Origin of the sequence: Mesorhizobium sp. NFR06 (assembly GCF_900115245.1) — a bacterium.
Taxonomy (GTDB): Bacteria; Pseudomonadota; Alphaproteobacteria; order Rhizobiales; family Rhizobiaceae; genus Mesorhizobium.
In genome coordinates this window covers 145,765-167,979 of record NZ_FOVT01000012.1, presented here as the reverse complement: position 1 = coordinate 167,979, position 22,215 = coordinate 145,765, and the positions used below count along the sequence as shown (strand labels likewise).

General features: G+C 66.2%; 20 protein-coding genes. 9 read left to right on the top strand and 11 right to left on the bottom strand.

The genetic code is table 11. The features are described from left to right. Positions 1-149: 149 nt before the first annotated feature. Positions 150-608 carry a cupin domain-containing protein gene (locus F3H96_RS21170; protein WP_149803660.1) on the top strand — a complete coding sequence of 153 codons (459 nt, stop codon included), beginning with the start codon at positions 150-152 and terminating at the stop codon, positions 606-608. A gap of 341 nt (positions 609-949) precedes the next feature. Beyond that, the gene (locus tag F3H96_RS30895) at positions 950-1,285 is read left to right on the top strand and encodes a hypothetical protein (protein WP_210248161.1); all 336 of its coding nucleotides are present in this window, start codon (positions 950-952) and stop codon (positions 1,283-1,285) included. A gap of 136 nt (positions 1,286-1,421) precedes the next feature. On the opposite strand, the gene F3H96_RS21160 is transcribed toward F3H96_RS30895, so the two are convergent. Continuing rightward, complete coding sequence (locus F3H96_RS21160; protein WP_149803659.1) at positions 1,422-2,630, bottom strand: MFS transporter; 1,209 nt, start codon at positions 2,628-2,630, stop codon at positions 1,422-1,424. Positions 2,631-2,913: 283 nt separating this feature from the next. Here F3H96_RS21160 and F3H96_RS21155 point away from each other — a divergent pair, with 283 nt between their 5' ends. Further along, positions 2,914-3,333, top strand: a complete 420-nt coding sequence (locus tag F3H96_RS21155; protein WP_149803658.1) for a VOC family protein — start codon at positions 2,914-2,916, stop codon at positions 3,331-3,333. Between the two features lie 17 nt (positions 3,334-3,350). Here F3H96_RS21155 and F3H96_RS21150 read toward each other — a convergent pair whose 3' ends face one another. From F3H96_RS21150 to F3H96_RS21140, 3 genes are all read right to left on the bottom strand, one after another. Next, positions 3,351-4,874 (bottom strand): winged helix-turn-helix domain-containing protein, encoded by a 1,524-nt coding sequence (locus tag F3H96_RS21150; protein ID WP_149803656.1) that lies wholly within the window; start codon positions 4,872-4,874, stop codon positions 3,351-3,353. 708 nt (positions 4,875-5,582) lie between these two features. Then, positions 5,583-6,182 (bottom strand): DUF922 domain-containing protein, encoded by a 600-nt coding sequence (locus tag F3H96_RS21145; protein ID WP_149803691.1) that lies wholly within the window; start codon positions 6,180-6,182, stop codon positions 5,583-5,585. A gap of 103 nt (positions 6,183-6,285) precedes the next feature. Beyond that, on the bottom strand, positions 6,286-6,723 hold the full coding sequence (locus F3H96_RS21140) for a VOC family protein (RefSeq protein WP_149803655.1): 438 nt from the start codon (positions 6,721-6,723) through the stop codon (positions 6,286-6,288). A gap of 217 nt (positions 6,724-6,940) precedes the next feature. On the opposite strand from F3H96_RS21140, the gene F3H96_RS21135 reads away from it, so the two are divergent. The 3 genes from F3H96_RS21135 (at position 6,941) to F3H96_RS21125 (ending at position 9,235) form a co-directional block, all read left to right on the top strand. After that, the gene (locus F3H96_RS21135) at positions 6,941-7,174 is read left to right on the top strand and encodes a hypothetical protein (RefSeq protein ID WP_149803654.1); all 234 of its coding nucleotides are present in this window, start codon (positions 6,941-6,943) and stop codon (positions 7,172-7,174) included. 198 nt (positions 7,175-7,372) lie between these two features. After that, positions 7,373-8,473 carry an NAD(P)/FAD-dependent oxidoreductase gene (locus F3H96_RS21130; protein WP_149803653.1) on the top strand — a complete coding sequence of 367 codons (1,101 nt, stop codon included), beginning with the start codon at positions 7,373-7,375 and terminating at the stop codon, positions 8,471-8,473. Between the two features lie 132 nt (positions 8,474-8,605). Then, on the top strand, positions 8,606-9,235 hold the full coding sequence (locus F3H96_RS21125; protein ID WP_149803652.1) for a glutathione S-transferase family protein: 630 nt from the start codon (positions 8,606-8,608) through the stop codon (positions 9,233-9,235). Positions 9,236-9,437: 202 nt separating this feature from the next. Here the strand turns inward: F3H96_RS21125 and F3H96_RS21120 are convergent, their stop codons facing one another. Then, positions 9,438-9,965, bottom strand: coding sequence for an Hsp20/alpha crystallin family protein (locus F3H96_RS21120; RefSeq protein ID WP_149803651.1), 528 nt, complete (start codon positions 9,963-9,965; stop codon positions 9,438-9,440). A gap of 414 nt (positions 9,966-10,379) precedes the next feature. Here F3H96_RS21120 and F3H96_RS21115 point away from each other — a divergent pair, with 414 nt between their 5' ends. Further along, a complete protein-coding gene (locus F3H96_RS21115) occupies positions 10,380-10,607 on the top strand; it encodes a hypothetical protein (protein WP_149803650.1) in 228 nt (75 codons plus the stop codon). A gap of 15 nt (positions 10,608-10,622) precedes the next feature. Here the strand turns inward: F3H96_RS21115 and F3H96_RS21110 are convergent, their stop codons facing one another. The 4 genes from F3H96_RS21110 to F3H96_RS21095 form a co-directional block, all read right to left on the bottom strand. Continuing rightward, positions 10,623-11,624, bottom strand: coding sequence for an aldo/keto reductase (locus F3H96_RS21110; protein ID WP_149803649.1), 1,002 nt, complete (start codon positions 11,622-11,624; stop codon positions 10,623-10,625). 69 nt (positions 11,625-11,693) lie between these two features. Beyond that, a complete protein-coding gene (locus F3H96_RS21105) occupies positions 11,694-12,191 on the bottom strand; it encodes an N-acetyltransferase (RefSeq protein WP_149803690.1) in 498 nt (165 codons plus the stop codon). 249 nt (positions 12,192-12,440) lie between these two features. After that, positions 12,441-13,724, bottom strand: coding sequence for an NAD(P)/FAD-dependent oxidoreductase (locus F3H96_RS21100; RefSeq protein WP_149803648.1), 1,284 nt, complete (start codon positions 13,722-13,724; stop codon positions 12,441-12,443). Positions 13,725-13,818: 94 nt separating this feature from the next. Further along, positions 13,819-15,339, bottom strand: a complete 1,521-nt coding sequence (locus F3H96_RS21095) for a formyl transferase (protein ID WP_149803647.1) — start codon at positions 15,337-15,339, stop codon at positions 13,819-13,821. 248 nt (positions 15,340-15,587) lie between these two features. Between F3H96_RS21095 and F3H96_RS21090 the strand changes: the two genes are divergently transcribed. Both F3H96_RS21090 and F3H96_RS21085 read left to right on the top strand, forming a co-directional pair. Further along, positions 15,588-17,699, top strand: a complete 2,112-nt coding sequence (locus F3H96_RS21090; protein ID WP_149803646.1) for a Wzz/FepE/Etk N-terminal domain-containing protein — start codon at positions 15,588-15,590, stop codon at positions 17,697-17,699. A 1-nt stretch (position 17,700) separates the two neighbouring features. Next, complete coding sequence (locus F3H96_RS21085; RefSeq protein ID WP_210248160.1) at positions 17,701-19,038, top strand: VpsF family polysaccharide biosynthesis protein; 1,338 nt, start codon at positions 17,701-17,703, stop codon at positions 19,036-19,038. Between the two features lie 379 nt (positions 19,039-19,417). On the opposite strand, the gene F3H96_RS21080 is transcribed toward F3H96_RS21085, so the two are convergent. Together F3H96_RS21080 and F3H96_RS21075 are read right to left on the bottom strand one after the other, a co-directional pair. Continuing rightward, entirely contained in the window at positions 19,418-20,692 is a 1,275-nt protein-coding gene (locus F3H96_RS21080) for a cellulase family glycosylhydrolase (RefSeq protein ID WP_149803645.1), read from the bottom strand. Then, complete coding sequence (locus F3H96_RS21075; RefSeq protein WP_149803688.1) at positions 20,689-21,843, bottom strand: DUF1972 domain-containing protein; 1,155 nt, start codon at positions 21,841-21,843, stop codon at positions 20,689-20,691. The genes F3H96_RS21080 and F3H96_RS21075 overlap by 4 nt, the downstream gene beginning before the upstream one ends. Positions 21,844-22,215 lie beyond the last annotated feature (372 nt).

Below are 22,215 nucleotides of genomic sequence, written 5' to 3'. Positions count from 1 at the left end.
CCGGAAGCCGGTTTCGCTGACAACCATTTCGCCGCCGGTCCCGCGCCCGTCTCATATGTTCATACGAGGCGATCGCCCGACGAGACAGGTAGCTGTCGTGACGAGTTGTGCTTTAACGCACCGGCCATCAATCTCAACACCAACCAGATATGGCGAAGATGCAAACGCAGGTAGCCCCCGGTACTCAAGCCGATTGGAATGGGACGCACTATGAAGCGCTTCTGACGCCCCGCGAGACCGGCGGAAAGTTTGGGGCATTTGCATCAGATGCCGGTCCAGGCGACGGACCGCCGCGCCACCGCCATCCCAAGTCCGACGAAGTCTTCGTTATTCTCCAGGGGCGGCTACGCTTCTGGTGTGCCGGCGAGGTTTCCGAACGTGCCGCCGGAGAAGTAATCTACATACCCGCCGGCGTTGAGCACACGTTCGTCGTCGTTGATCCTGCACGCTGGATCGCCATTCTGTCCCCGGGTGGTCTCGAAAGCTTTTTCCCGACGGTTGCCGCACAGGGGTTGGAGATTCCGCGCGATCTCGCGGAAATCAAAGCGATCGCGGCCCAATTTGATATGGAGATTACCGGGCCACCTTTGGCCCTCGCTGGATCATAGCGGGAAGATCGACGGCTCGCACGCCGGTTCGACCCCAAGACCTCTCGCCCCCTCCAAAATCCGCTCGTATCGGCTAATCTTGCCTCCACAGGAGGTGCCGATGAGCTTCAGCGTGAAACCTCTCGACATGCCCACCTGGCCGGCCTTCGCCGTGCTGGTCGAGCGGCACAACGGCGTCTGGGGCGGCTGCTGGTGCATGGCCTTCCACGCCAAAGGGGTCGGGCGCGGCCGGCAACCGCGCCGAGAAGGAGGCCAGGGTCCGCGACGGACGCACGCACGCCGCGCTCGTCTTCGACGGCGCGGCATGCGTCGGCTGGTGCCAGTTCGGCCCGACCGACGAATTGCCGCGCATCAAGCACCAGCGCGCCTACCGCGAAGGTCTGACCACGCTTCCCGACTGGCGCATCACCTGCTTCTTCATCGACAGGACCCGCCGTGGCGAAGGCGTGGCCGCCGCGGCGCTTGGCGGCGCGCTGGGCGAGATCGCGCATCTCGGCGGCGGCATGGTGGAAAGCTATCCCGAAGACACGCAGGGCCGCACCGTCGCCGGCGCCTTCCTGCACAACGGCACGCTGGCGATGTTCGAAAAGCAGGGTTTCGTGCGCAATCGCCGGATCGGCAAGCATCGCTGGGTGGTCGAGAAGATGGTGAGCCCGGCGATCGTTGCAGGGGACTGATGCATGTCGCCCGCAAGTGCGCTTCCGCTCGCTTGCCTTCGAACAATGCGTGTATCGCGGCGTCCAGATCGACGACAAGGACGGCGTTGGCGCCTCATGCGCCAACGCCCCCTCTGTCGCCTTCGGCGATTATGCGCTACGCCATCTGCAGTCTCTGCCGGCTTGGCTGCGGCGGGAAGGCGATGGCGATGCCTGCCGCGCCCAGCCCGATCAACGCCGAGCCGATGAACATCCAGGAATAGCTGGCATAGGCGTCGTAGATCATGCCGCCGGCGAGCGGCCCGAGCGACATGCCGAGGCTGGAGAGCATGGTGGCGGCGCCGAGTATCGTGCCGATGATGCGCACGCCGAAATATTCGCGCGCCAGCACGGCGTAGAGCGGCATGACGCCGCCATAGGTGGCGCCGAAGATGACGGCTAGAAGGTAGAATTGCTCGAGCTGGCCGACGGTAAGGTAAGCGGCGATCACCAGCCCCTGGATGGCGAGCCCGGCGACCAGCACCGGCTTGACGCCCAGCCGGTCGCCGAGCACGCCATAGAGCACGCGTCCGCCAAGGCCGGCGAGCCCTTCGACACTGTAGATCGACACCGCCGCCATCGGCGCCACGCCACAGGACATGGCATAGCTGACCATGTGGAAGATCGGGCCCGAATGCGCCGCGCAGCAGGCGAAGAAGGTAAGACCGAGCACGATGAATTGCGGCGAGCGCAGCGCCTGGCCGACACTCATGCCGGGATCGTCGGTCACCGGCGCCGGCGTGCCGTCGGCCGCCGCGACCGCCGCCGGCGGCTGGCGCACGAGGAACGCGGCGGGAATGAGCAGCACCCAGGCCATGACGCCGATGTCGAACATGGCGGTGCGCCAGTCATAGGCCGTAATCAGCCAGCGCGCGAAAGGCGAGATGGTCATCGGCGCCACGCCCATGCCGGCCGAGACCAGCGAGACGGCGAGGCTGCGGTTGGTGTCGAACCATGAAGTGGTGAGCGCGATCATCGGCGCGAAGAAGGCGCTGGCCGCCAGCCCGACGATGACGCCGTAGCTGAGCTGGAAGACCAGCAGCGACGTGGCGCGGCTCGCCACCACCAGCGACAGGCCGAGCAGCACCGCACCCGCAAGCACGACGGGCCGCGCGCCGACGCGGTCATAGATCGCGCCCCAGGCGAATCCGCCGACGCCCATCACGAGGAAGTTCAAGGTCATGGCGCTGGAAATGCCGGTGCGCGACCAGTTGGTGTCGAGCGACATCGGCTCCAGAAAGATCGCCAGCGAAAACATGGCGCCGAGCGCCACGCAGGTCATCAGCGCGCCGGCCGCGACGATGACCCACCGATAGGAATGGTTCATGGTTCTTTCTCCATGCCGTAAGGCATCCTGGTTGATGCGGCACGGTTTTTCCAGGTGGGCCGCGCCGCTTGCGTCCGAAGGACGGCGGGGCTGACGGCGATCCTACAAGCTGGTTGCATTTTTTATCCAGTTTTTTCGTGGGTGGAGATTTGGCTGTTGCCGGAAGGGGTAGCGTTCCCTCGCGCCGCCTCCGTCGTCTCAAAGTGTCAGCAGCCTGCGACACCTCTTATTGACCGCACATTGGTCCCACTTAAATTGAGCCGCTCAACCAGGAGCACCCCCCATGGAACTCTATCGCGGCCGGCTCATCGATCACCTTCATTTGGTGGTGCGCGACATCAAGGCGAGCCGGCGTTTCTATGGCGCGGTGCTGGACGTGTTGGGTATCCCGATCGGTGGCGAGGCCGAGGATTATTTCTGGGCGGACGAGCTGTTCGTCTCCAGCGCCGACAGCCGCGCGGCCCAAGGCGTGCTCACCGGTCGCCATCATCTCGCCTTCCAGGCCAAGGACCGCGCCATGGTCGACGCCTTCTACGCGGCAGGGCTCGCCGCCGGCGGCAAGGACAACGGCGCGCCGGGTGAGCGCCGCTACCATCCCGGCTACTACGCCGCCTTCCTGCTCGACCCCGACGGCAGCAACATCGAGGCGGTGTTCCACGGCGAGGCGAAGCGGAGTGCCGAGGCGGTGGAGATCAGTTTCTAGGGGAAGGGCGGTTGCCCTCAAACGGCAGCGTCCCAGCCGGCGCGCTGCAGCCCCAGGCGCATCCGCTCGCGGTCCTCGGCGCGTTCGATGCGCAACTCGGCGAGAATGTCCGCCACGGTGAGGCCTGGCTCCAGCGCGCGGCCTTGCCTGGCGCAGGCCCGGGCTTTCTCCGTATCGCCCTCGAGCGCATGACAGGCGGCCAGCCAAGCCCATTCCCAGGCACTCTTGCGCGGCAGGCATGATAGGGACGCCACCACGTCCTGGTAGCGTTCAAGCACGAACAGGGCCGCGGCCCGGTCGGCATAATACCAGCCCGGATGCATCGGATTGAGCTGGATGGCCTTGTCGAGCAGGGCCAAGCCGGCTTCGCCCTCGCCGCGCAACGCCCAGAAATGGCCGATCTGGGCCAGCGTGTCGGCATCGTATGGATTGAGTTCGAGAGCGCGCACGAAGTGCTTTTCGGCGGCGTCGTATTCGTCGCGCCCCAGGTAGAGCAGGGTAAGGGCGAGGATCCTGTGGCAGCGGGCCTCGTCGGGGCTGAGCGCGATGGCGTGCAGCGCGCGGTCGCGCGCCTGTTCGAGCACGGCGCGCGGCGCGCCGGCGTAGCCGCCGATGATCACGTCGGCGAGCGCCAGATACGCGTGCGCCAGCCCCGAACCCGGATCGCGCTTCAGCGCCTCGAGGAAATGCGCGCGCGCCTCCTGGTTCACGCCTTCGCCATAGCTGCGCAACAGCGCGATGCCGCGCAACAAATGCAGATAGGCCTCGACATTGGCGGCGGGCGCGGGTTGGACGCGCCGCATCACAGCGCTTTCGATATTGGCGACCAGCGCGGTCGCGATCCGCTGCGCTGCCGTCTTCTGGAAGGCGAAGATCTCGTCCCTGGCGAAGGTGAAGATCTGCGCCCAGATGCGCCTGCCGGATGCCGTCTCGGTGAGCACGACGCGCGCGCTGTAATCGCCATCGGCGGCCTCTACCCTGCCCTCGGCGACGTAGTCGGCCCCCAGGCGCTCGGCGGTCGCCCTGATGTCCTCAGTTGAATGCTGGGCAAGCGCGAAGGCCGAATGCCGCGCAAGCACGGCGATCGTCTTGAAATAGGAAAGCGCGTTGGTGATCTCCTCGACCGCGCCGTCGAACAGCGCCTTGGCGATGGCGTCGGCGGGATCGACCTGGAACGGCAGGATGGCCACCATCGGCTCCGCCCGGGCGGCAGCCGTAGCGGCGGCGGGCGCTGGCACGGTCTCTGTCTCGGGGGGCTGAAACAGGTAGCCTCGCCGCGGCACGGTGCGGATGAGCGCCTGCGCCTCGTCGCCGATCGATTTGCGCGCGTCGCGGATCGATTGGGTGAGTGAATCCTCGCTGACGAGGATGCCCGGCCAGACCGCGGCCAGCAATTCGTCCTTGCTCAACACCCGTCCGGGATTACGTGTCAGGAAGGCAAGCAGCTCGAAAGTTTTCGGCCGGACCGGCACGATCTCGCCGTCACGCCGGAGCGTACCCCGGTCAAGATCGAGAACCGCGCCGCCGATCCGTAGCGCCAAGCCCTTGCCCCATCGACACGCCTGATTGCGCAGACATCAACGGAGCGGCAAATGCCGGCAACGTCAAGCTGGAAACAAGTTCAAGTCTGAAAAGAGGCGGCGCAGGCGAAACCTTGGTCTGGGTGGCTCCGTGGCCGGAGCGTCCTTGCCGGGCGGGGGTTCCTCGCTGGACGCCACCCTTTCCAGATAGGTCAGCATCTCGTTCGTCTCACCGCAACATGGGCCGGCGAAGCCAGTCGACAGGAATCTCAGCAATTCCTCTCGCGCCAGCTGGGCGGGCGGGAACGGCGCTTCGGCGTTCGCTTGCATGACCAACCTCCAGGATTGGCGACGGCAGAGGCGCTCGTCGCGGGTTGCTGATCGGACTGTATGCGCAAGCATCGCCGAGACAGGTCGTCTTTGTCCTGAACGGCTGCTGATTTTTTGCTGAATTGTTCCCGCTATCGGCACCAGAACGGTTTCGCCAGTTCCTGCCGCAATTCGTCCATGGCCGCGATCAGATATGGCCTATCGCGCGCCTGGAGCGCAGGCTCTTTGTGCATCTTGCGGGCGTTGCAGCGACTGACGGGAGCTACCCGATAACGGCTCGTCGCCAAGCACCCCCCTCCGTCCTGCCCGTCCTTCCGCAGCAGCTGCGGAGGGTGGACCGGATATCTCCCCCTAAGAGGGAGATCAGCTGTATCTGCCTCGGCGCTCGTTCTGCCAAGACTAGCCCTCGCTCAAAAACGCCGCGATCAGCTTCAGCATGTTGCCTTTCTCGCCGAACTCGACCTTGTCGAAGTCGCGGCTGCCCTGGCGCTGGGCCCTGGAGAGCTGGTCGAGATATTGCGTCAGCTGCGCCCTGACCTTCTTGCAGCCGGGATCGTTCTCGGCGCTGAGGCCGGTGCTGAAGGCGACGATCTTGTCCACCATGTCGACGATGCCGGCGCCGTGCACCTTCTCATGCGCGGCCAGCCCGGCGGCGAAGGCATCCCAGCGCGCCTGCAAGGCGGGCGCGAGTTTTCCCGCCGGTTTCGGCAGCGTGTAGGTGATGATCAGCTTCGGCCTCGCGGTCTTCAGCACGCAGGCGCCGCCTTGCGGCTGGTAGTCGCGCTGCCAGGTCAGCTTGAAGAAGGTGTGCGCGATGACGCGCCGCGCGTTGCCGGCCGTATCCTTGCCGACGACCGGACCCTTTTCGCCGATCGAGAGATAGAGCTGCTCCGCGCTCTGGCCCGAGATGGCATAGGGCTCGATTTTCTCGATGGGTTTCCAGTCGGCGAGCGCCGGCGAGGGCAGGAGCAGGGCGGCGAGGATGAGGGCGGGCTTCATATGCACACTTTGGATCTCGGACGGGAAGCGCGGTTCTTGCGTGGGCGACCCGGACGCGCTCGCCGGCATTGGTCGCTCCTGGCCATTCGTCTTCGCATTGCGCTCAGCCGAGTTCCTGGGCGAGTCCGATGAGAAGCCCTTCAGGCCCGCGGATGTAGCAGAGCCGATACGCGTCTTTATACCGGACGACTTCGCCCACGAGCCGCGCGCCCAGCCTGCGCAGCCTTTCAAGCGTCTGGTCGATGTCGTCCACGGTGAACATGACGCGGAGGTAGCCGAGAGCGTTGACCGGGGCGTTGCGGTGATCCGCGACGACGGGCGGCGCGAGGAACCGGGAGAGCTCGAGCCGGCTGTGGCCGTCCGGGGTGCGCATCATGGCAATCTCGACATGCTGATCGCCCAGTCCGGTGACACGTCCGGCCCATTCTCCATCGATCGTGGCCCGCCCTTCGAGCTCGAGGCCGAGTTCGCGAAAGAAATCGATCGCCCCTGCGAGGTCTTCGACGACGATTCCGACGTTGTCCATCCGCTTGAGCGCCATGTTTCCAATCTCCCGCCATGTTTCCAATGTCCGAGCTGTCGTTCCAACCTACAAGGCGTCGCCCGGCCTAACAACGGATGCTCGAAGCGAACCCGGCCAAGGCCGGGGAACATAGTCGAGAACACGCTTGGGGCAGATGTGCCGCCGCGCTCGGAACCCGCTTCACCGCTCGGTCGTTTTCCCTGCGCAATCATCCCGACCTGTGAGGGAGGACAAGATGACCCGCAACGAAATCATTTCCGTGCTTGGACCGGTGGACGAAGCCGTCATCGCCGACATCGCGCTCACCGGCGCCAGCCTGGAGGAATTGCGCGAGGCCTTCGCCTGGATCGGCGCCGACGAGGCGCTGGTGAATGAGGGCCACGCAATGCCCGGCCCGCGCGTGGCAAAGCTGATCGAGATCCTCGAACCGCCCGAAGACGAGCCCGGGGCGCCGGCCGCGACGGATTAGAGCAATTCCAGGAAAAGTGTGACACGGTTTTCCGTCAGGAATTGCGTCAAAACAAAGAGATAGAGCATGATGTCGTCCGAAGACCGCTTCACGCTTTTCGGCATCATGCTCTAGCGTTGGCGGATAGGTGATATCCCCTACTTGTCGCGCGCCCGTCTCCCGGCATAGCCTCTGCCACTTTGGCGGGAGGAAAAGCCTTTGGACACCAATGTCGTCATTGTCGGTGCCGGCCCGGCGGGGCTCGCCGTCGCCGCCTGCCTGAAAAAGGCCGGGCAGGACTTCGTCATCCTGGAAAAGGCCGCCGAGATTGCGCCGTCATGGCGGCGGCATTACCGGCGGCTGCATCTGCACACCGTCAAATCCTTTTCCTCGCTGCCCTTCGTGCCGTTCCCGAAGAGCCATCCGCGCTATGTGCCGCGCGAGAAGGTGGTCGCTTATCTCGATGCCTATGCGCAGCGTTTCGGCCTGAAGCCGCACTTCGGCGTCACGGTGAAATCCATCCGTCGCGAGGGCGACCGCCTGCAGGTCGAGACCGATGCTGGACCGTTCAGCGCCAGCAAGGTCATCGTCGCCACCGGCAACAACGCCCAGCCGGTCATGCCAGGCTTTCCCGGCATCGAGGCCTTCAAGGGCGAGGTGCTGCACAGCTCCGCCTACACGCAAGCGGCGCCCTATGCCGGCAAGGACGTGCTGGTCGTCGGCATGGGCAATACGGGGGCCGAGATTGCGCTCGACCTTGCCGATAGCGGCGCCAGGCCGACCATGTCGCTGCGCAAGGGCGTCCACATCGTGCCGCGCCAATTGTTCGGCGTGCCGATCCAGATGGTCGGCATCGCCAGCCGGACCATGCCGCGGGCGCTGAACGACTGGATGTTCCCGAAAATCCTCGACCTGGCGCTGGGCCGGCTGGAGAAATACGGCATCGTGCGGCCCAAGCAAGGCATCCTCGCGCAGATCGAGGCCGGGCGCATTCCGGTGATCGACGTCGGCACGGTTGCCGCGATCAAGGCCGGCCGGATCGGCATCGCGCCGGATATCGCAAGCTTCACCGGGCACGGCGTGACATTCGCCGACGGGGTGGAGAAGAAGTTCGACGCGGCGATCTTCGCCACCGGCTACCGCCCGGGCTATGACGGCTTCCTGCCGGCGGAGCTGCGGCCGGAAAAGAGCGGGGTGAATCCGCGTGCGAGGCAGCTCGGCGTCTATCTCGTCGGCTTCTACAACCCGGTCACCGGCCTGCTGCGCGAGATCGGCATCGAGGCGCAGGCGGTGGCGAAGGATATTGCGGGGCGGGGGTAACAATCGGAGGCCGTCAGGGCTTTCCACTATCTATGTCAGCGTCTCGCAGCTCATATTAGCTCCGCATAAATCGGGTGGCGCCTTCCACCCCTCTATGCGAAGCAATGTCACGAAACCAAGGCCCACCGCCCTATGCTCACGCTCTACGATTATCTCCCGTCGCAAAATGCCTGGAAAGTTCGCGTCCTGCTCGGCCTTCTCGGCATCGCTTACGAGACACGCATAGTGTCGATCTTCGAGGGCGAGAGCCACACGGACGCGTTCCTGAAACTCAATCCGGCCGGCGCCGTTCCGGTGCTCGCCGTGGAGAATGGCGAGGCGATCGCCGAGTCCAACGCGATCCTCGCCTGCGTCGCGGAGGGCACGCCCTATCTACCGGCGGACCGCCTTGCACGCGCCAAGGTCATGCAGTGGCTGTTCTTCGAGCAGTACTACGTCGAGCCGGTCATCGGCTCGCTGCGCTTCTGGACGCTGACCGGGCGACTGGAGCGCAATCAGGCGTTGGTCGCCGGCAAGCGCGAGACCGGCGCCCGCGCGCTTGGCGCTCTCGAGCGTAGCCTCCAAGCGACGCCTTTCCTGGTTGGCAACACGCTCACCATCGCCGACATCGCCGTCTATGCCTACAGCCACCGCGCCGAGGATTGCGGTTTTTCGCTCGCCGATTATCCGGCGGTCGGCGCCTGGATCGGTCGGGTGGGCGAAGTGATCGGCCCTGGCTATCCCGTACACCCCTATGGCATCGACCCACATTCGGGCGGATGAACCGTCGGGCCGGGCACAGCTCTGCAATCTACGCAATTCCAAGTGGAACCGTTTCCTGGAACAGCTCTTGCCTGGAGCCGGACGATTTCACGTCGAGTCGACCTGAAATCATCCTGCCCTTAATCAAAGCGATAGAGCATGATGTCGTCCTAAAGCCGCTTCACGCTTTTTCGGCATCATGATCCTATGCCCCGGCCGGCCTTCAATGCTTGCTCTTGGGGGAGCCGGCACCGGCGCCGATCGGGATACGCCTGGCCCTCGCCTGGGCGCGCTGGGTCTTGGGCAGCGTCACCGTGAGCACGCCGTTGTGGAAATCCGCGCGCACCTTGTCTTCCTCGATCTCGGTGCCGAGCGGAATACGCCGCTCGAAGCGGCCATAGAAGTGCTCGGAAAACTGCCTGTCCTTGTCCTCGGTCTGCGACTTCTTCTCGCCGCGCAGCGTAAGCATACCGTCGTCCAGCATCAGCTCGACGTCCTTCTCCTCCATGCCGGGCATCTCGGCCGTGATGCGGACTTCGGAGTCGGTGTCGGAGATTTCGACGCTCGGCCATCCGGCGCGTCCGCCAAAATAGTCGCCGAGCGACGGCATCCTGCTGCCAAAATCGCGGAACGCGTCGTCGAACAGGCGGTTCATCTCGCGATGCAGCGCCATGAAGGGATCGCTTTCGCGATAGAGACCGGGGGTCTTGTTGCCTTCCCGGGCCCAGGGGATGAGATCGCGCATAGCCATTTCGATGTCTCCTTCTCGGTTGCAAGAGGCGATGCAGGTGCCTGGGCACCGGACAGCGTCGAGGCTGTGCTGGCCTGACTGGTCCTGCGGGGGGCGTCGGCCGCGCTCCGATCGCACCCGCATGTCCAGCGCTTGCGCACGAGATCGGCTAGCACCGATCTGGGCAACGGCTCGACGAAGTCAAGGCCCGCTTTGCCGCTGCGCCAGGCTTTCTTCGATGGGCCGGCGGATGCAATGAATTTGGGCCTTCTTGTCGCCGCCCGGGAACGCAGGACGATGCCGGAACGGAAGGCCGAGCACGGCGTTTCCGTTGAAGCAGTTTCGGCAAAAAAGCGCATGGCGGTTTTCCGTCATGTTCGCAGCAGTGTGCCGCCGCGAGTTCCCGCCTGCTTTCGGCAACAATGGAGATCGGCAATGGTCCGTACCATCGCTTTCGCTATCCTCGCCACCGGCATTGCCAGCCTGCCTGCCATCGCCGCCGACCAATACTGGGTCGCCAGGGATGCCGTGTCGAAACAGTGCGAGATCGTGCCGAAAAAGCCCGATGGGACGCTTGTCGTCGATCTCGGCAAGAAGAAATACGACAGCGAGGCAGAGGCCAGGAAGGCGATGGAGGCGTTGCCGGATTGCAAGAAGAAGTAAGGGGCGGGTAACTGCCTACCGGTCCACCGTCGACATCGCCCGCTCGTTATACCTTGGCCCGGACACCTTGTCGGGCGTCAGCGCCATGTCGAGCCCCAGCATCTCGGTGGCGTCCAGCGTGATGTCCGCCGCCGCGACGTTTTCCTCCAGATAGGTCCGCCGCTTGGTGCCAGGGATGGGCACGATGTCGATGCCGAATTCCGGCCCCTTGGCGAGCAGCCAGGCGATCGCGATCTGGCCGGGCTTGACGCCTTTTGCCGCGGCGATGTCGCGCACGGTGGCGGCCGCCGCGACATTCAAGCCGAAATTCTCGCCCTGGTAGCGCGGATCGCCGCGGCGGAAATCGCCCTCGGGATAGTCTTCCGCCCGCCTGACGTCACCGGCGAGGAAGCCGCGGCCGAGCGGCGCGAACGGCACCAGGCCGATGCCCAGCTCCTTCAGCGCCGGGATGATTTCCGGCTCGAGGTTGCGCTCCCACAGCGAATATTCGCTCTGCAGCGCCGAGACCGGATGCACGGCATGCGCGCGACGGATGTTGGCGATGCCGGCTTCCGACAGGCCGAAGAAGCGCACCTTGCCCTCGGCCACCAGTTCGCCGACGGCGCCCGCGACATCCTCCATCGGCACGGCCGGGTCGACGCGGTGCTGGTAGAGGAGATCGATGCGGTCGGTGGCCAGCCGCGCGAGCGAAGCCTCCACCACCTCGCGTATGTGCTGCGGCCGGCTGTCGACGCCGGCCTGCTTGCCGTCGGCGATGCGGAAGCCGAACTTCGTCGCGATCGTCACCTGATCGCGCCGGCCTTTCAGGGCGCGACCAAGCAGTTCCTCGTTGATGAAGGGTCCATAGACCTCGGCCGTGTCGAGGAAAGTGCAGCCGAGCTCGATCGCCCGGTGGATCGTGGCGATCGATTCCGCCTCGTCCGCAGGGCCGTAGGACTGGCTCATGCCCATGCAGCCGAGGCCGATGGCCGAGACTTCGAGCCCCTGGCTGCCGAGTTTGTGCTTGCTGAGGCTCATGCGTTCTCTCCGGCCGAATTTGCAATCCGGCTAAATTATAGGGCCGGGAAGGAGGGCGTCCAGCGGCGCTCAAGCCCTCGGCAGCATGCGGCGCATGATCAGCGAGGCGTGCCCGTCGACACCATGCGCGGCCTCCCGGCGTTCGACCACTTCGAAGCCATGCTTGCGGTAGAAGGCGATCGCCCGGTCGTTGCCCTCGATCACCTCGAGCGCGATGCTGGGGATGCCGGCATGCGCGGCGAGCACCGCATGCAAGAGGTCCGCCGCCAGGCCGCTGCCGAACGCCTGCGGCTCGATATGCAGCCGGTCCAGCATCACATCGCCCTTTGCGTCCATCGCCGCCATGGCGTAGCCGGCGATCGAACCGTCGGCGCGTTCGGCGACGAAGGACATCTTGTCCTCGTCGTCGAGCTCGGCCGCGAGCTTTTCCGGCGCGTGCTTGTCGTCGGAAAGCCGGGCCGCGGTCTCGTCGCCCATGATCGGCGCATAGGTCCTGCGCCAGGATTGGCCGAGCAGGCGCGATACGTCGGCCAGGTCGTCGCGCGTCATTGCCCGGATGCGGGTCATGGTCGTCATCCTTGTTCCAATCCGAAGATAGGGCGAAGCGGATGGCGCGGCCAATCCCGACACTCGAAGAGCGCTGGTTCCTCGCCCCCGCAAAGCGGCGGAGGGTGGCCGCAATGCGGACGGAGAGGGGGCCTGCTGCCGAGCCGGCAGAGGCGGCAGCGGGCCAACTGGTGCCGACGGTTGCGCTGTCCCGCCGAGCAGGAGACACTGCTCACAATGATCTAAACCGGCTGCGCCGAGGATCGCGACCTACGGATTGGTAAGCTCGCTCGCGATTATGTTCCCAGCCGGGCGCTCTGCCGGTTCGGAGGAAAGCAGTTCCTCCTGGGCCAGGCGCGACGTGACCGGCTTTCCCGCGTCGCGGAACCGACGGGCGAAGATCATCAAATGGCGCGCGGTGTTGTTGCGCAGACGGCGCAGCCGCCATTCCAGCCCGGTCTCGGTGGTGATCCGCCTGGCGTAGATGCTGGCGCGCATGGCTCTTTCGTCGGCAGCGATCTTGATCGGATCGTCGTAGAAGGCGCAGATCTTTTCGGCCGCCATGCCGGGCGTTTCGAGCCAGGCGGGGATATGCGTCGAGCTGAGGCAATCGACATCGGTCAGCACCCGGTGGATGCCGTCGCCTTGCGCCGGGCAGGTGGTGGCGAACGCATCGCCGATGAAGACGACGCCGTCGCGCCGATGGCCCCGCGTCGTCGTCAGGCTGACCTGCCTCACTTCGACCTCGCTGGCGACGGCGAAGCCGCCGCACCGCTCGGCAATCTCCGGCATCAGTTCCAGCAGCATCTTTTGCGGGTTTTCGCGGAACGTCCGCACCCACGGGTCGGCGACGGTCCGGTAGACGAACATGTTGGCGCGCAACCGCTCGCCGATCCGGAAGAGGGTAAGAAAGGCAATTCGATCGGCGATCCGCCTGCCGTAGAAGGTGAGGGACTGCAAGCCGAAATCCTGCGACGTGATTGCGAGATCGAACCCCATCGACAGCGAATGCGCCTTCGATTCCTCGATGCGCTCGACGCCGATGGCGCGCCGCACCGCCTCGCTGTAGCCGGTGGCCACCACCAGCAGCCGGGCATCGATGGCGGAACCGTCGGTGAGCACCAGGCGCTGCCGGTCCGGTCCGGTCGACACCTCGGCGACCTTGCCCACCGTCAGCGGCACGTGCGGAGGCAGCGCCGCGCGCAGGCCGTTGACCAGCGGCGTGTAGGAGAAGGCGTACTCCCAGGTCTGCTTGCGCTCGAACAACTGGCCGAAGCGGAAGACATGGAGATCGGTCATCGGCGTGGCGAGGGACCTGAAAACCGGGCCGAGGCCTAGCTTCTCGAACAGCCCCATCTGCTCCGCGCGGGTTTTCTCGGCCCGGAATTCGTCATGGTGGATACGATGAGGATCGACCAGCGCGACCTTGCGGCCCGCCTTGGCGAGCGACAGCGCGAGCACCGTGCCGGCTAGCCCCGCGCCGACGATCGCCACATCGACCTCGGCCCGGCCGGTCGGCGCGGCAGGTGTTTCGCGCCCCTGTTCGGTGCTCATTTCTGTTCTCCAAGCTCACGGGGACAAATATCCCTGGTGGTCAAAACAATCTCAAGCAACCCAGGGGCGAGCCGGGTAGCAATGAAAGGTTAGGTTAATTCCCATCGCCCTGGGTGGTGCCGTTCTTGGCCTGCTTCCAGCGCGGCGCCATGGCCGAGCCATCGATGAACTCCAGTCCGCCCGCCTCGTTGAGCGTATGCAGCTTGCGGCCGGCCCAGCCGGCGCCGGGGTTGAGGATCGTCTCGACGACCTGCTCCATGCCGCTCTCGTCGAGTTGCGTGACGCGCGCGATGCCGAGTGCCGCGCCATAGCTGCGGCGGCAATCCTGCACCGGGCGCAGAAGCTGGCCGCCGCGGCTGACCATGCGGCCCGCCGGTCGCGCCGAAGCGATGTCGATCAGCACCGGGTTCTTCGTATGCGGCGTCCACGGTCCGCGGAAATCCGGCGCCGACCAGAGATAGAGCTGGTCCGAGAAGGCGCCGCCGCCGTCGCGCACGGTGGCGAACATCCACCAGCGTCCGCCATGCTCGACCAGCGTGGCGTCGCTGGCGACGATGTCCGACAAAAGCGTCGCCTCCTTCACCCAGCCGCCCGGGAAGGCGGTGGCCCGGTAGAGGTCGACGCTGCGGTTGGCCGAGCTTTCCGGCACCATCCACATCTGGCCGTCGCGCTCGAAGACGAAGGGGTAGGAGAGGTGATAGGGCAGTTCCAGCACCGGCTTCGGCTGGCCGGCCGGTCCGTTCGGCCCGAAAGCCACCGCCGAAAGGATCGCCTTGCCGGTTCGGTGGACATAGTCCTCGACGAACAGCGTCACCTGGCCGCGGTAAAGCACCGGGAACGGGTCGGCATAAAAGCGGCTGCCGTCGTCGGCCAGATCGCGCCAGCCGGATTGCGGATGGGCGCGCAGGTCGTACAGGTCCTTGCCCCCGGTCTCGCGCCAGCCGACCCGCCAGTGCGGGGCGTTGTAGCACAGATGATAGATCTGCTGCACAATGCGCCGCGCCGTCGCCTTGGCTGCCCGCACGCCGAGTCTCGCGGCCGACGGCATGGCCGCGGGTAGCGCTTCGGATGACGGCTCGGGCAGCACCGGCAGCGTCGAGCGCACGGCGCCGTTCACCGCCGCGACGATCAGGCTGGCGCTGCGCGCCAGCATGTCCTGGAAGCAAGCAAGCGCAATGCCGTGATATTCGGTGCCGAGCCGTGCCTCGGCAACGGTTGCGCCGTTCTGTTCGAGGCGGGCCGAGGGCGTGCGACCGGCAAGGATCGGCGCCAGCAGGGCCTCCTCGCCGCAGACGCCGTCATAGGCGAGCCGCCAGACCCGTCGGCCTTGCGGCTCGACATCGCCGGTGAGATCGATGGTGAGGTCGGCCGGCGTGGACGGCCTCGCATGGCGGGCCAGCGTCGAAACCGGCACACGCCTGGCCGTCCCATCGGCGGTCAGGCGATGGATCAGCGTCTCAAGCTGGAACAGCGCCTCGGCGCCGCGCGGCACACCGCCTGCCGCCGGCCGGGCGTCGATCGAAAGCTCCACGCCGGGAAGCAGCGACAGCTGCTCCGCCAGCGCGACATGGAAGGCGCGCACGCAATCGCCGTCGAGGCGCAGATTCAGCCGCATGGCCAAGCCTCGGGCGGCTCGCATCCGCCGCCGGCGGCCCGGCTGGCCAGGTCAAGTTCCCGCCGCATGCGCACGATGTCTCCTGATTTTGGGCTGCACTCAAATTCCACTGCGTCGGTGCAAACTTCGTGCCAGCACGGCATGAATTTATGAACATAATTAACAGTGTTTTAATCGTTGCCGGGAATAGCTAGGTCAACGCCGCATTTCTCGTCTTGCCGGCCGATGGAGCGTTGTCGGAGCGACCTTTGCAACCATCCCTGCTCATGGTGCCTCAGCGGAACGCCCCGGAGGCGGTCGCGCCGGCGCCGGCCTATTACGCGCCCGCGCCCGCGTCCGCCACGGTCGAGCTTGGCGATCTCGGCCGCATCCTGTTGCGGCGCCGTTTCATGATCCTTGCCGTCACCGCGCTGCTCACCGCCGCGACGCTCATCTATGCCATGCTGACGCCGGCGCTCTACTCCTCGACGGCGCAGATCATCATCGACCCGCAGGACCTCCAGGTCGTCACCAACGACGTCAATCCGAGCCGCATTTCGCCGGATGGCGGCATCACCCAGGTCGAAAGCCAGGTGAGCGTCGCGCAGTCGAACGGCGTCCTTTTGCGCGCCATCGCGGCGACCAATCTGACCAAGAACCCGGAGTTCAACGGCGAGGGCGTGCTCGACCGCTGGCTGGGCATGGTCTTCGGCTCCGACGACGGCGACAGGACGGCTGAGACGCTCGATGCGCTGCGCCGCCGCCTGGCCGTGAAGCGCGACGACAAGGTGCTCGTGCTCAACATCGTCGTCACCGCCAAGAGCGCCGACCTGGCGGCGAAGCTCGCCAACGCCATTGCGCAGGCCTATCTCGACGATCAGGCGGCCGCGCGCTCGCAGGCCGCGGCCCAGGCTTCCGACGCGATCAGCGCCCGGCTGGACGACCAGCGCAAGCGCGTCGAGCAGGCGGCCAACGCCGTCGAGACCTACAAGGCCGAGCACAACATGGTGATGGCCGCCGGCAATCTGGTCAGCGACCAGGAACTGACCGACCTCAACACGCAGCTGACCGCCGCCCAGACCCGCACCGCGCAGCTCAAGGCCCAGGTCGACCAGCTGCGCCGGCAGGGCGGTGCGCCGGATGCGACCTCCGAAGCGATGCGCTCGCCGGTGATCGCCAGCCTCAGGGCGCAGGAAGCGACGCTGGTCGACCAGATTTCGCAGTTCGGCACCGAGCTCGGGCCGCGCCATCCCTCGATGATTGCGGCGCAGCAGCAGCTGAGCGACCTGCGCAAGCTGATTTCACGCGAGCTCGGCCGCCTCGTCACCGCCGCCGAGACCGACTACGAGCGCGCCGTGGCCAATCAGAAGGATCTGCAGGCCAAGATGGCGTCGCTGAAAGGCAAGTCGCTCGACACCGACCAGGCGTCCGTCAGGCTGCGCGAGCTGCAGCGCGATCTCGATGCCGTGCGCACCGTATATGCCAACTACCTGCAGCGCGCCCAGGAAACGCGCGAGCAGACCAACGTCAACAGCACCAATGCCCGCATCATCTCCTATGCCATGCCGGCGCTGAAGAAGAGCTGGCCGCCGAAGGGGCTGCTGGTGTTCGGCGCCGTCTTCGGCGGACTGGCGCTGGGCATCGGCATGGCGCTGATCGCCGAATATCTCTCACCGACCGTGCTTTCCGCCAACCAGATGCAGTCGGCCATCGAGGCGCCGGTGCTGGGCGTATTGCCCGGCAAGGCGGCGCGCCGCCGCTGGCCGTTCGGCCGCTCCGGCACAGCGCCTGCGAAGACCGACGCCGTGGCCGGGCTTGCGCTGCAGCGCATCGCCGCCTCGACCAGGCGCCCGCCCGACTGGCCGCTGGTGCCCTCGATCCTGGTGGCGTCGCCGCCCGAGGACAAGGCGCAGCGGTCCAGGGTGGCTTGGCAGCTCGCCAATGCCGCGGCGGCCAGGGGCCGGCGCGTGCTGTTCATCGACATCAATGCCGGCAAGGGCCAGAAGGACCCGCAGCCCGGCGTGCTCGACGTGCTGCGCGGCGAATATCCGCTCGACGCCGTCAGCCGCTACGCGCCGGGCAGTTCCGTGGCGCTCATCGGCCGGGGCCGGCCGACCGCGGTGTTCCAGGAAGCCCAGGCGCTCTATTTCGCCCATCGCATGCTGGCCGAGGCCAATCACAGCTTCGAGCTCGTCGTCGTCGACGGCGGCGCGCTGGCCGACGACCTCAACGTCCTGCCGCTGGTCGCCATGGCCGACGAGATCCTGCTGGTCGCCAGGCTGAACGCGACGCCGATGCGCGACGTCGCCGCGACCTCGCAAGCGGTCTCCGTCATGGGGCGGTTGCCGACCGGCGCCATGCTGGTCGACGAGGCGGCCTGAAATGGCCTCGGTCCTGGCTGGCCCAACGCGGCCTGTCCCGGCTTCGGCTTATGGCGCGACCGGCCGGCGCGTCGTCTCCGTCGACACGCTGACCCGGCTCGGCCTGACGGTTGCGGTGCTGCTGCTATTTTCGGTTTCCGGCGGCATGCTGTGGCTTGTCGGCTATAATTACGACGGCCTGCAAGGCAGCGCGCTGAGCAAGATCCACCCGTCGACCTATCTTGTCGTGCTCGTCTTCATCTGGCGCTCCTGCACTTTCGGCAATCCGGTCGGCTACGCGGTCCACGTCGCCAACAAGCGGCCGGCAACGATGCTGATGGCGGTGATCTCGACGGTGCTTCTGGTCGTCGTCATCCTCAGGCAGCGTCCCGGCATGGCCGGCATGATCGACACTTTCGTCGCGCCGGCGCTGCTCGTGCTTCTGCTCGGCGAGGACGACGAGAAGACCTTTGCCTGGTTGCGGGTCGTCATCCATGTCGTCATGACCGTCAACGCGCTGCTGGCGCTCTTCGAGTTCGGCACCAAGCATCTGGTGTTTCCCTACAGGTTCGACGGCGCCGTGTTCGTCAACGACCTGCGCTCCACCGCGCTGCAGGGGCACCCGCTTTCCAATGCCACGGTCACGTCGATCTATGTGCTGTCGCTGCTGTCCGGCTCGCGCGGCTTGTCGACGCCGCTCAGGCTTGGGCTCGTCGGCCTGCAATTCTGCGCGCTGGTCGCCTTCGGCGGTCGCTCCGGGATGGTGCTGACGATCCTGCTCGGCGGCGTCTATGTGCTCATCCGCGGCCTTGCGCAGCTCAGGACCGGACGCGTCAACCTTCTCGGCGCGGCGCTGGTGATCGTGCTCGCCGCGCTGCTGCCGCTGGCAATCGCGCTCGCCGGCTATTACGGCTTCTTCGACGCGCTGCTCGAACGTTTCGTCTCCGACAGCGGCAGCGCCAATGCCCGCGTCGAGATGTTCGACCTCTTCAGGCACCTGGAATTGCGCGACCTCATCGTCGGGCCCGACGTCGACCTGCTCGACAGCATGCGCCGCATCACCGGCCTGGAGCAGGGCATCGAGAACCCGGTCCTGCGCATGACGCTCTACCAGGGCGCGTTCTTCACGCTTTTGATCTTCTTCGGCTTCGCGCTGTTCATGCACGAGGTCGCACGCCGCTGCCACCCGGGCATCTGGCTGCCGATGCTGGGCTGGCTGATCCTGCTCAACACCTCCGAAAGTATCGCTTCGAAGACGACGCTGCTGACCAAATTCGTGGTGATTGCGCTGGCGCTTTACCGGCCGGCGAGAGGGGGAGGCCGCAAGGAGCACCGCATAGCGCGGGTGTCGTCATTCTAGGGCGGAGCAAGGAGCGAAGCGACGCGCGCAGACCCTAGAATCCATGCCGTGACGCATGAGCGCCGCGACAGTGCGGAACGATCACCGGCCATTCCGAGAAAGAGCTCGAACCATTCGTGATTGGTCTTCTCGACGAGCTCGACCTTCAGTGGCGCGGCCAGCGCTTCAATGACGTTTCGCGCTGGATGGCGTCGGCGATGTATGGACGTAACCGGTCATGCAATTGCGATAGCGGATGGCGACATTGGCGACGATTCTGGACCGCTGCATCTTATGGCCGGCGTTACGGCATGGATTCTAGGGTCTGCGCGCGTCGCTTCGCTCCTTGCTCCGCCCTAGAATGACGACGCATGGGTTGGCTCCGATTCAAAGATAAAGCTCAATCCGCCGGCATCGTCAGCCCGAGCGCCTCGACCATTGCCGGGTCGAGCGCGCGGGTGGTGTCGTCCATCATGCCCATGCCGTCGAACAGGTCCCAGAACGCCCAGGGAAAGCCGAAGGCTTCGGCGCTCCGCCGCACGTCGGCGACGTAGCGGGCGCGGTCCGGGTTGGGCGCGGCGGTGTAGCGGGCATCGGTGCGCAGCGCGCCGAATTCGCCCATGATGATGCGCCGAGACGCGATGCCGTGGCCGTCCGCCCACTGGCGCACCTGGCGAAGATAGTTGTCGATGAAGCCGCGGTCGGGCTGCGCGTCGAAATAGACCTTGAGCACGCGCTCGGTCTCGGCATAGGCGGCGCGCTTGGCCTCGTCGGACCTCTCGCTGTCCTCGGCCATGCGCGCCCTGACGGAAGCCAGCGTCGCATCCAGTGTCCCGGCCGAGGCCGGCCACGGCACGTTGTTCAGCGCGCGGTAGACCGGCTCGCGCATCCACGGCGCGCCCTGGTGGCTGAACAGATAGGGTTCGTAGAAGTGGAAGGTGAACAGGATCGGCTCGTAATCCGCCAGCGGCCCCGGGTCGAGCGCGGTCAGGCCGCGCACCATCGAGCCGCAGCCGCCGGTGACGACCAGCGGCAGCTTTTGCGCCGAGCCTCGCGCCGCGGTCAGCAACGCCGCCTGCACCTTGGGCCAGGCTTCAGAGGAACAGTCCTGCGGCGGCTCGTTGACCGGCTCCAGCGCGATCCTGCCGGGCGCCAGATCAGCCATCATGCCGGCCACTTCGCCGACGAAGACCTGGTAGCGCGCGAATTCCGGCGCCTCGATGCCGGAAACCATGCGCTCGGGATTCCAGTAATGCGTGGCGCCGTTGGCCTGCACGTTGACGATGACGCCGAGATCGGCGGCTCGAGCCGCTTCGACCGCCGCGCCCAGCATTGCCATGAGATCGGCGCGCCGACCCGCGTCGGCGGCAAGGAACGGGCCCGGATCGACGGGCAGGCGGATGAAATCGAGGCCGCTGGCGCGCAGCCGGGCGAGGTCGGCCGGTGTCGGCACCGGCCGCTGCGGCTGGAAGGGCGGCCAGTCGTAATCGGTGCGGGGCGCGGGAAATTCGCGCGTCAGCGCGAACCACGGCCAGGCGTTGACGCCGCGCCTGAAAGGCCATTCGCCGAGGGTGGCACGCGCTGCGGAGGCTGACGGAGGAACCGCGCTCGCCAGTGGTACTGTCGCCGCGGCCAGCGCCGCGCCGAGGATCCGGCGGCGCGACCAGCCGGTCATGCGGGACGGGCGCGGTCGGCTTTCGCCGGCATGGCGGCGGTTACGCCGAGCTGCCGCAGCGCTTCCTTCTCATAGGCGGTGAGCACGTCGTCCCAGCGGAAGGCCTCGCTCGCCCGCGCTCGCGCCGCCTTGCTGCGGCGCGCCACCAGCGCGTCGTCGGCCAGCGCCTCGTCGATCCGTTCGCTCAGGCTGTCGGTATCGCCGAAATAAAGCGCTGCCTCGCCGGCGACCCAGCGGTTGTAGCGGTTGTCATGCGCGATCACCATGTTGCCGGCGGCCAGCGCCTCCACCAGCGAGGGGTTGGTGCCGCCCACCGTGTGGCCGTGCATATAGGCGCGCGCATGGTAGCGCAGCGCCTTCACCGTCGCCTGGTCGTAGATCGCGCCCGGCAGCACCACCGTGCTGCCCGCCGCTTCGCGCACCGCGCGGTGGTAGGCGATGTCGTCGTCGAGCGTGCCCAGCACCACCAGCTTCACGTCGCCGCGATCGCGGCGGCGGAAGGCTTCGACGATCGGCAGGATGTTGTTGTCGGGCTCGATGCGCGCGATCGACACCAGATATTTGCCGGGCTCGAGCCCGAGAGCGCGAATGGGCTCCTCCGGCGCCGAGGTCACCGGGTCCGCTCCATAGGCAATGGTGGCGATGGCGCTGCGCGGCCGCCTTGTCGCCAGGTGGTCGGCGATCGCCGGGTGATCGGCCACGAGCCGGTGCGAGAGCCAGGCGCCGATCCATTCGTTGAGCCAGAACCAGCTGCGCGCCGCCGGTCCCCATTTCGGTCGCCGCCACTCGATGCCGTCCATGTTGGTGATGATCTTGCGCCGCATCAGCCTGAGCCAGGCCAGGAACACCGCGCCGTTATAGCCGAGCACCAGGCACACGCCCGGCCGCCTTGCCGCGTCGAGCACGCATTGCCAGTCGAATTCCAGTGTCGCGCGCGGGCCCTTGGAGGCGACCTCGATGGTGATGAGCTCGATGCCGCGCCACCTCTCGGTGCTTACCCTTTGGCTGACGCGCTCGACCTCCTTTTGACAGTAGACGCCGACATTCCAGCCGCGCCCCGCCAGGAAAAGCGCGAGCCGCTCGGCGAATGTCTCGAAGCCGCCGTGCGAAGCCGGAATGCCGCGCGTTCCCAGGATCAAGATCGAAGGCATTTCGATCAGGATGGAAGGTCGTTCCGGTTTCAAGATAAAGGGTTCCCCCGGGATTCGGTCACGGTTGCTGTTCTGTCAATGACACGCCCAGCAACTTCCGTGCCAGGGTACCCCCAAGGCGAACAATCTCATGAAGTTGTAAAATTTCTCTTCAGAACGCGTGGTTTGCTTCATTATCGGTCAACTTTCACGACGTATGTGTACCGATACGGGGCACGGCTGGGGTTCCCGGGGGTCGGGGCCGGGCATTCAAAGACCCGGCATGATCCTTGCTCCCTGGCCTGCTGGGGCCACCGCTGGGTAGAGCGGCGTGCCGATTTGGCATGAAGTTTCTTCCGCGCTTGACGGGTCCGGTGCCGAGCGGCGGACTTC

Excerpts from the sequence above, each read along its gene's own strand:
- F3H96_RS21170 (WP_149803660.1), top strand. The coding sequence starts at position 150 with ATGGCGAAGATGCAAACGCAGGTAGCCCCCGGTACTCAAGCCGATTGG.
- F3H96_RS21160 (WP_149803659.1), bottom strand. The coding sequence starts at position 2,630 with ATGAACCATTCCTATCGGTGGGTCATCGTCGCGGCCGGCGCGCTGATG.
- F3H96_RS21155 (WP_149803658.1), top strand. The coding sequence starts at position 2,914 with ATGGAACTCTATCGCGGCCGGCTCATCGATCACCTTCATTTGGTGGTG.
- F3H96_RS21145 (WP_149803691.1), bottom strand. The coding sequence starts at position 6,182 with ATGAAGCCCGCCCTCATCCTCGCCGCCCTGCTCCTGCCCTCGCCGGCG.
- F3H96_RS21140 (WP_149803655.1), bottom strand. The coding sequence starts at position 6,723 with ATGGCGCTCAAGCGGATGGACAACGTCGGAATCGTCGTCGAAGACCTC.
- F3H96_RS21135 (WP_149803654.1), top strand. The coding sequence starts at position 6,941 with ATGACCCGCAACGAAATCATTTCCGTGCTTGGACCGGTGGACGAAGCC.
- F3H96_RS21125 (WP_149803652.1), top strand. The coding sequence starts at position 8,606 with ATGCTCACGCTCTACGATTATCTCCCGTCGCAAAATGCCTGGAAAGTT.
- F3H96_RS21120 (WP_149803651.1), bottom strand. The coding sequence starts at position 9,965 with ATGGCTATGCGCGATCTCATCCCCTGGGCCCGGGAAGGCAACAAGACC.
- F3H96_RS21115 (WP_149803650.1), top strand. The coding sequence starts at position 10,380 with ATGGTCCGTACCATCGCTTTCGCTATCCTCGCCACCGGCATTGCCAGC.
- F3H96_RS21110 (WP_149803649.1), bottom strand. The coding sequence starts at position 11,624 with ATGAGCCTCAGCAAGCACAAACTCGGCAGCCAGGGGCTCGAAGTCTCG.
- F3H96_RS21105 (WP_149803690.1), bottom strand. The coding sequence starts at position 12,191 with ATGACCCGCATCCGGGCAATGACGCGCGACGACCTGGCCGACGTATCG.
- F3H96_RS21100 (WP_149803648.1), bottom strand. The coding sequence starts at position 13,724 with ATGAGCACCGAACAGGGGCGCGAAACACCTGCCGCGCCGACCGGCCGG.
- F3H96_RS21095 (WP_149803647.1), bottom strand. The coding sequence starts at position 15,339 with ATGCGGCTGAATCTGCGCCTCGACGGCGATTGCGTGCGCGCCTTCCAT.
- F3H96_RS21085 (WP_210248160.1), top strand. The coding sequence starts at position 17,701 with ATGGCCTCGGTCCTGGCTGGCCCAACGCGGCCTGTCCCGGCTTCGGCT.
- F3H96_RS21080 (WP_149803645.1), bottom strand. The coding sequence starts at position 20,692 with ATGACCGGCTGGTCGCGCCGCCGGATCCTCGGCGCGGCGCTGGCCGCG.
- F3H96_RS21075 (WP_149803688.1), bottom strand. The coding sequence starts at position 21,843 with ATGCCTTCGATCTTGATCCTGGGAACGCGCGGCATTCCGGCTTCGCAC.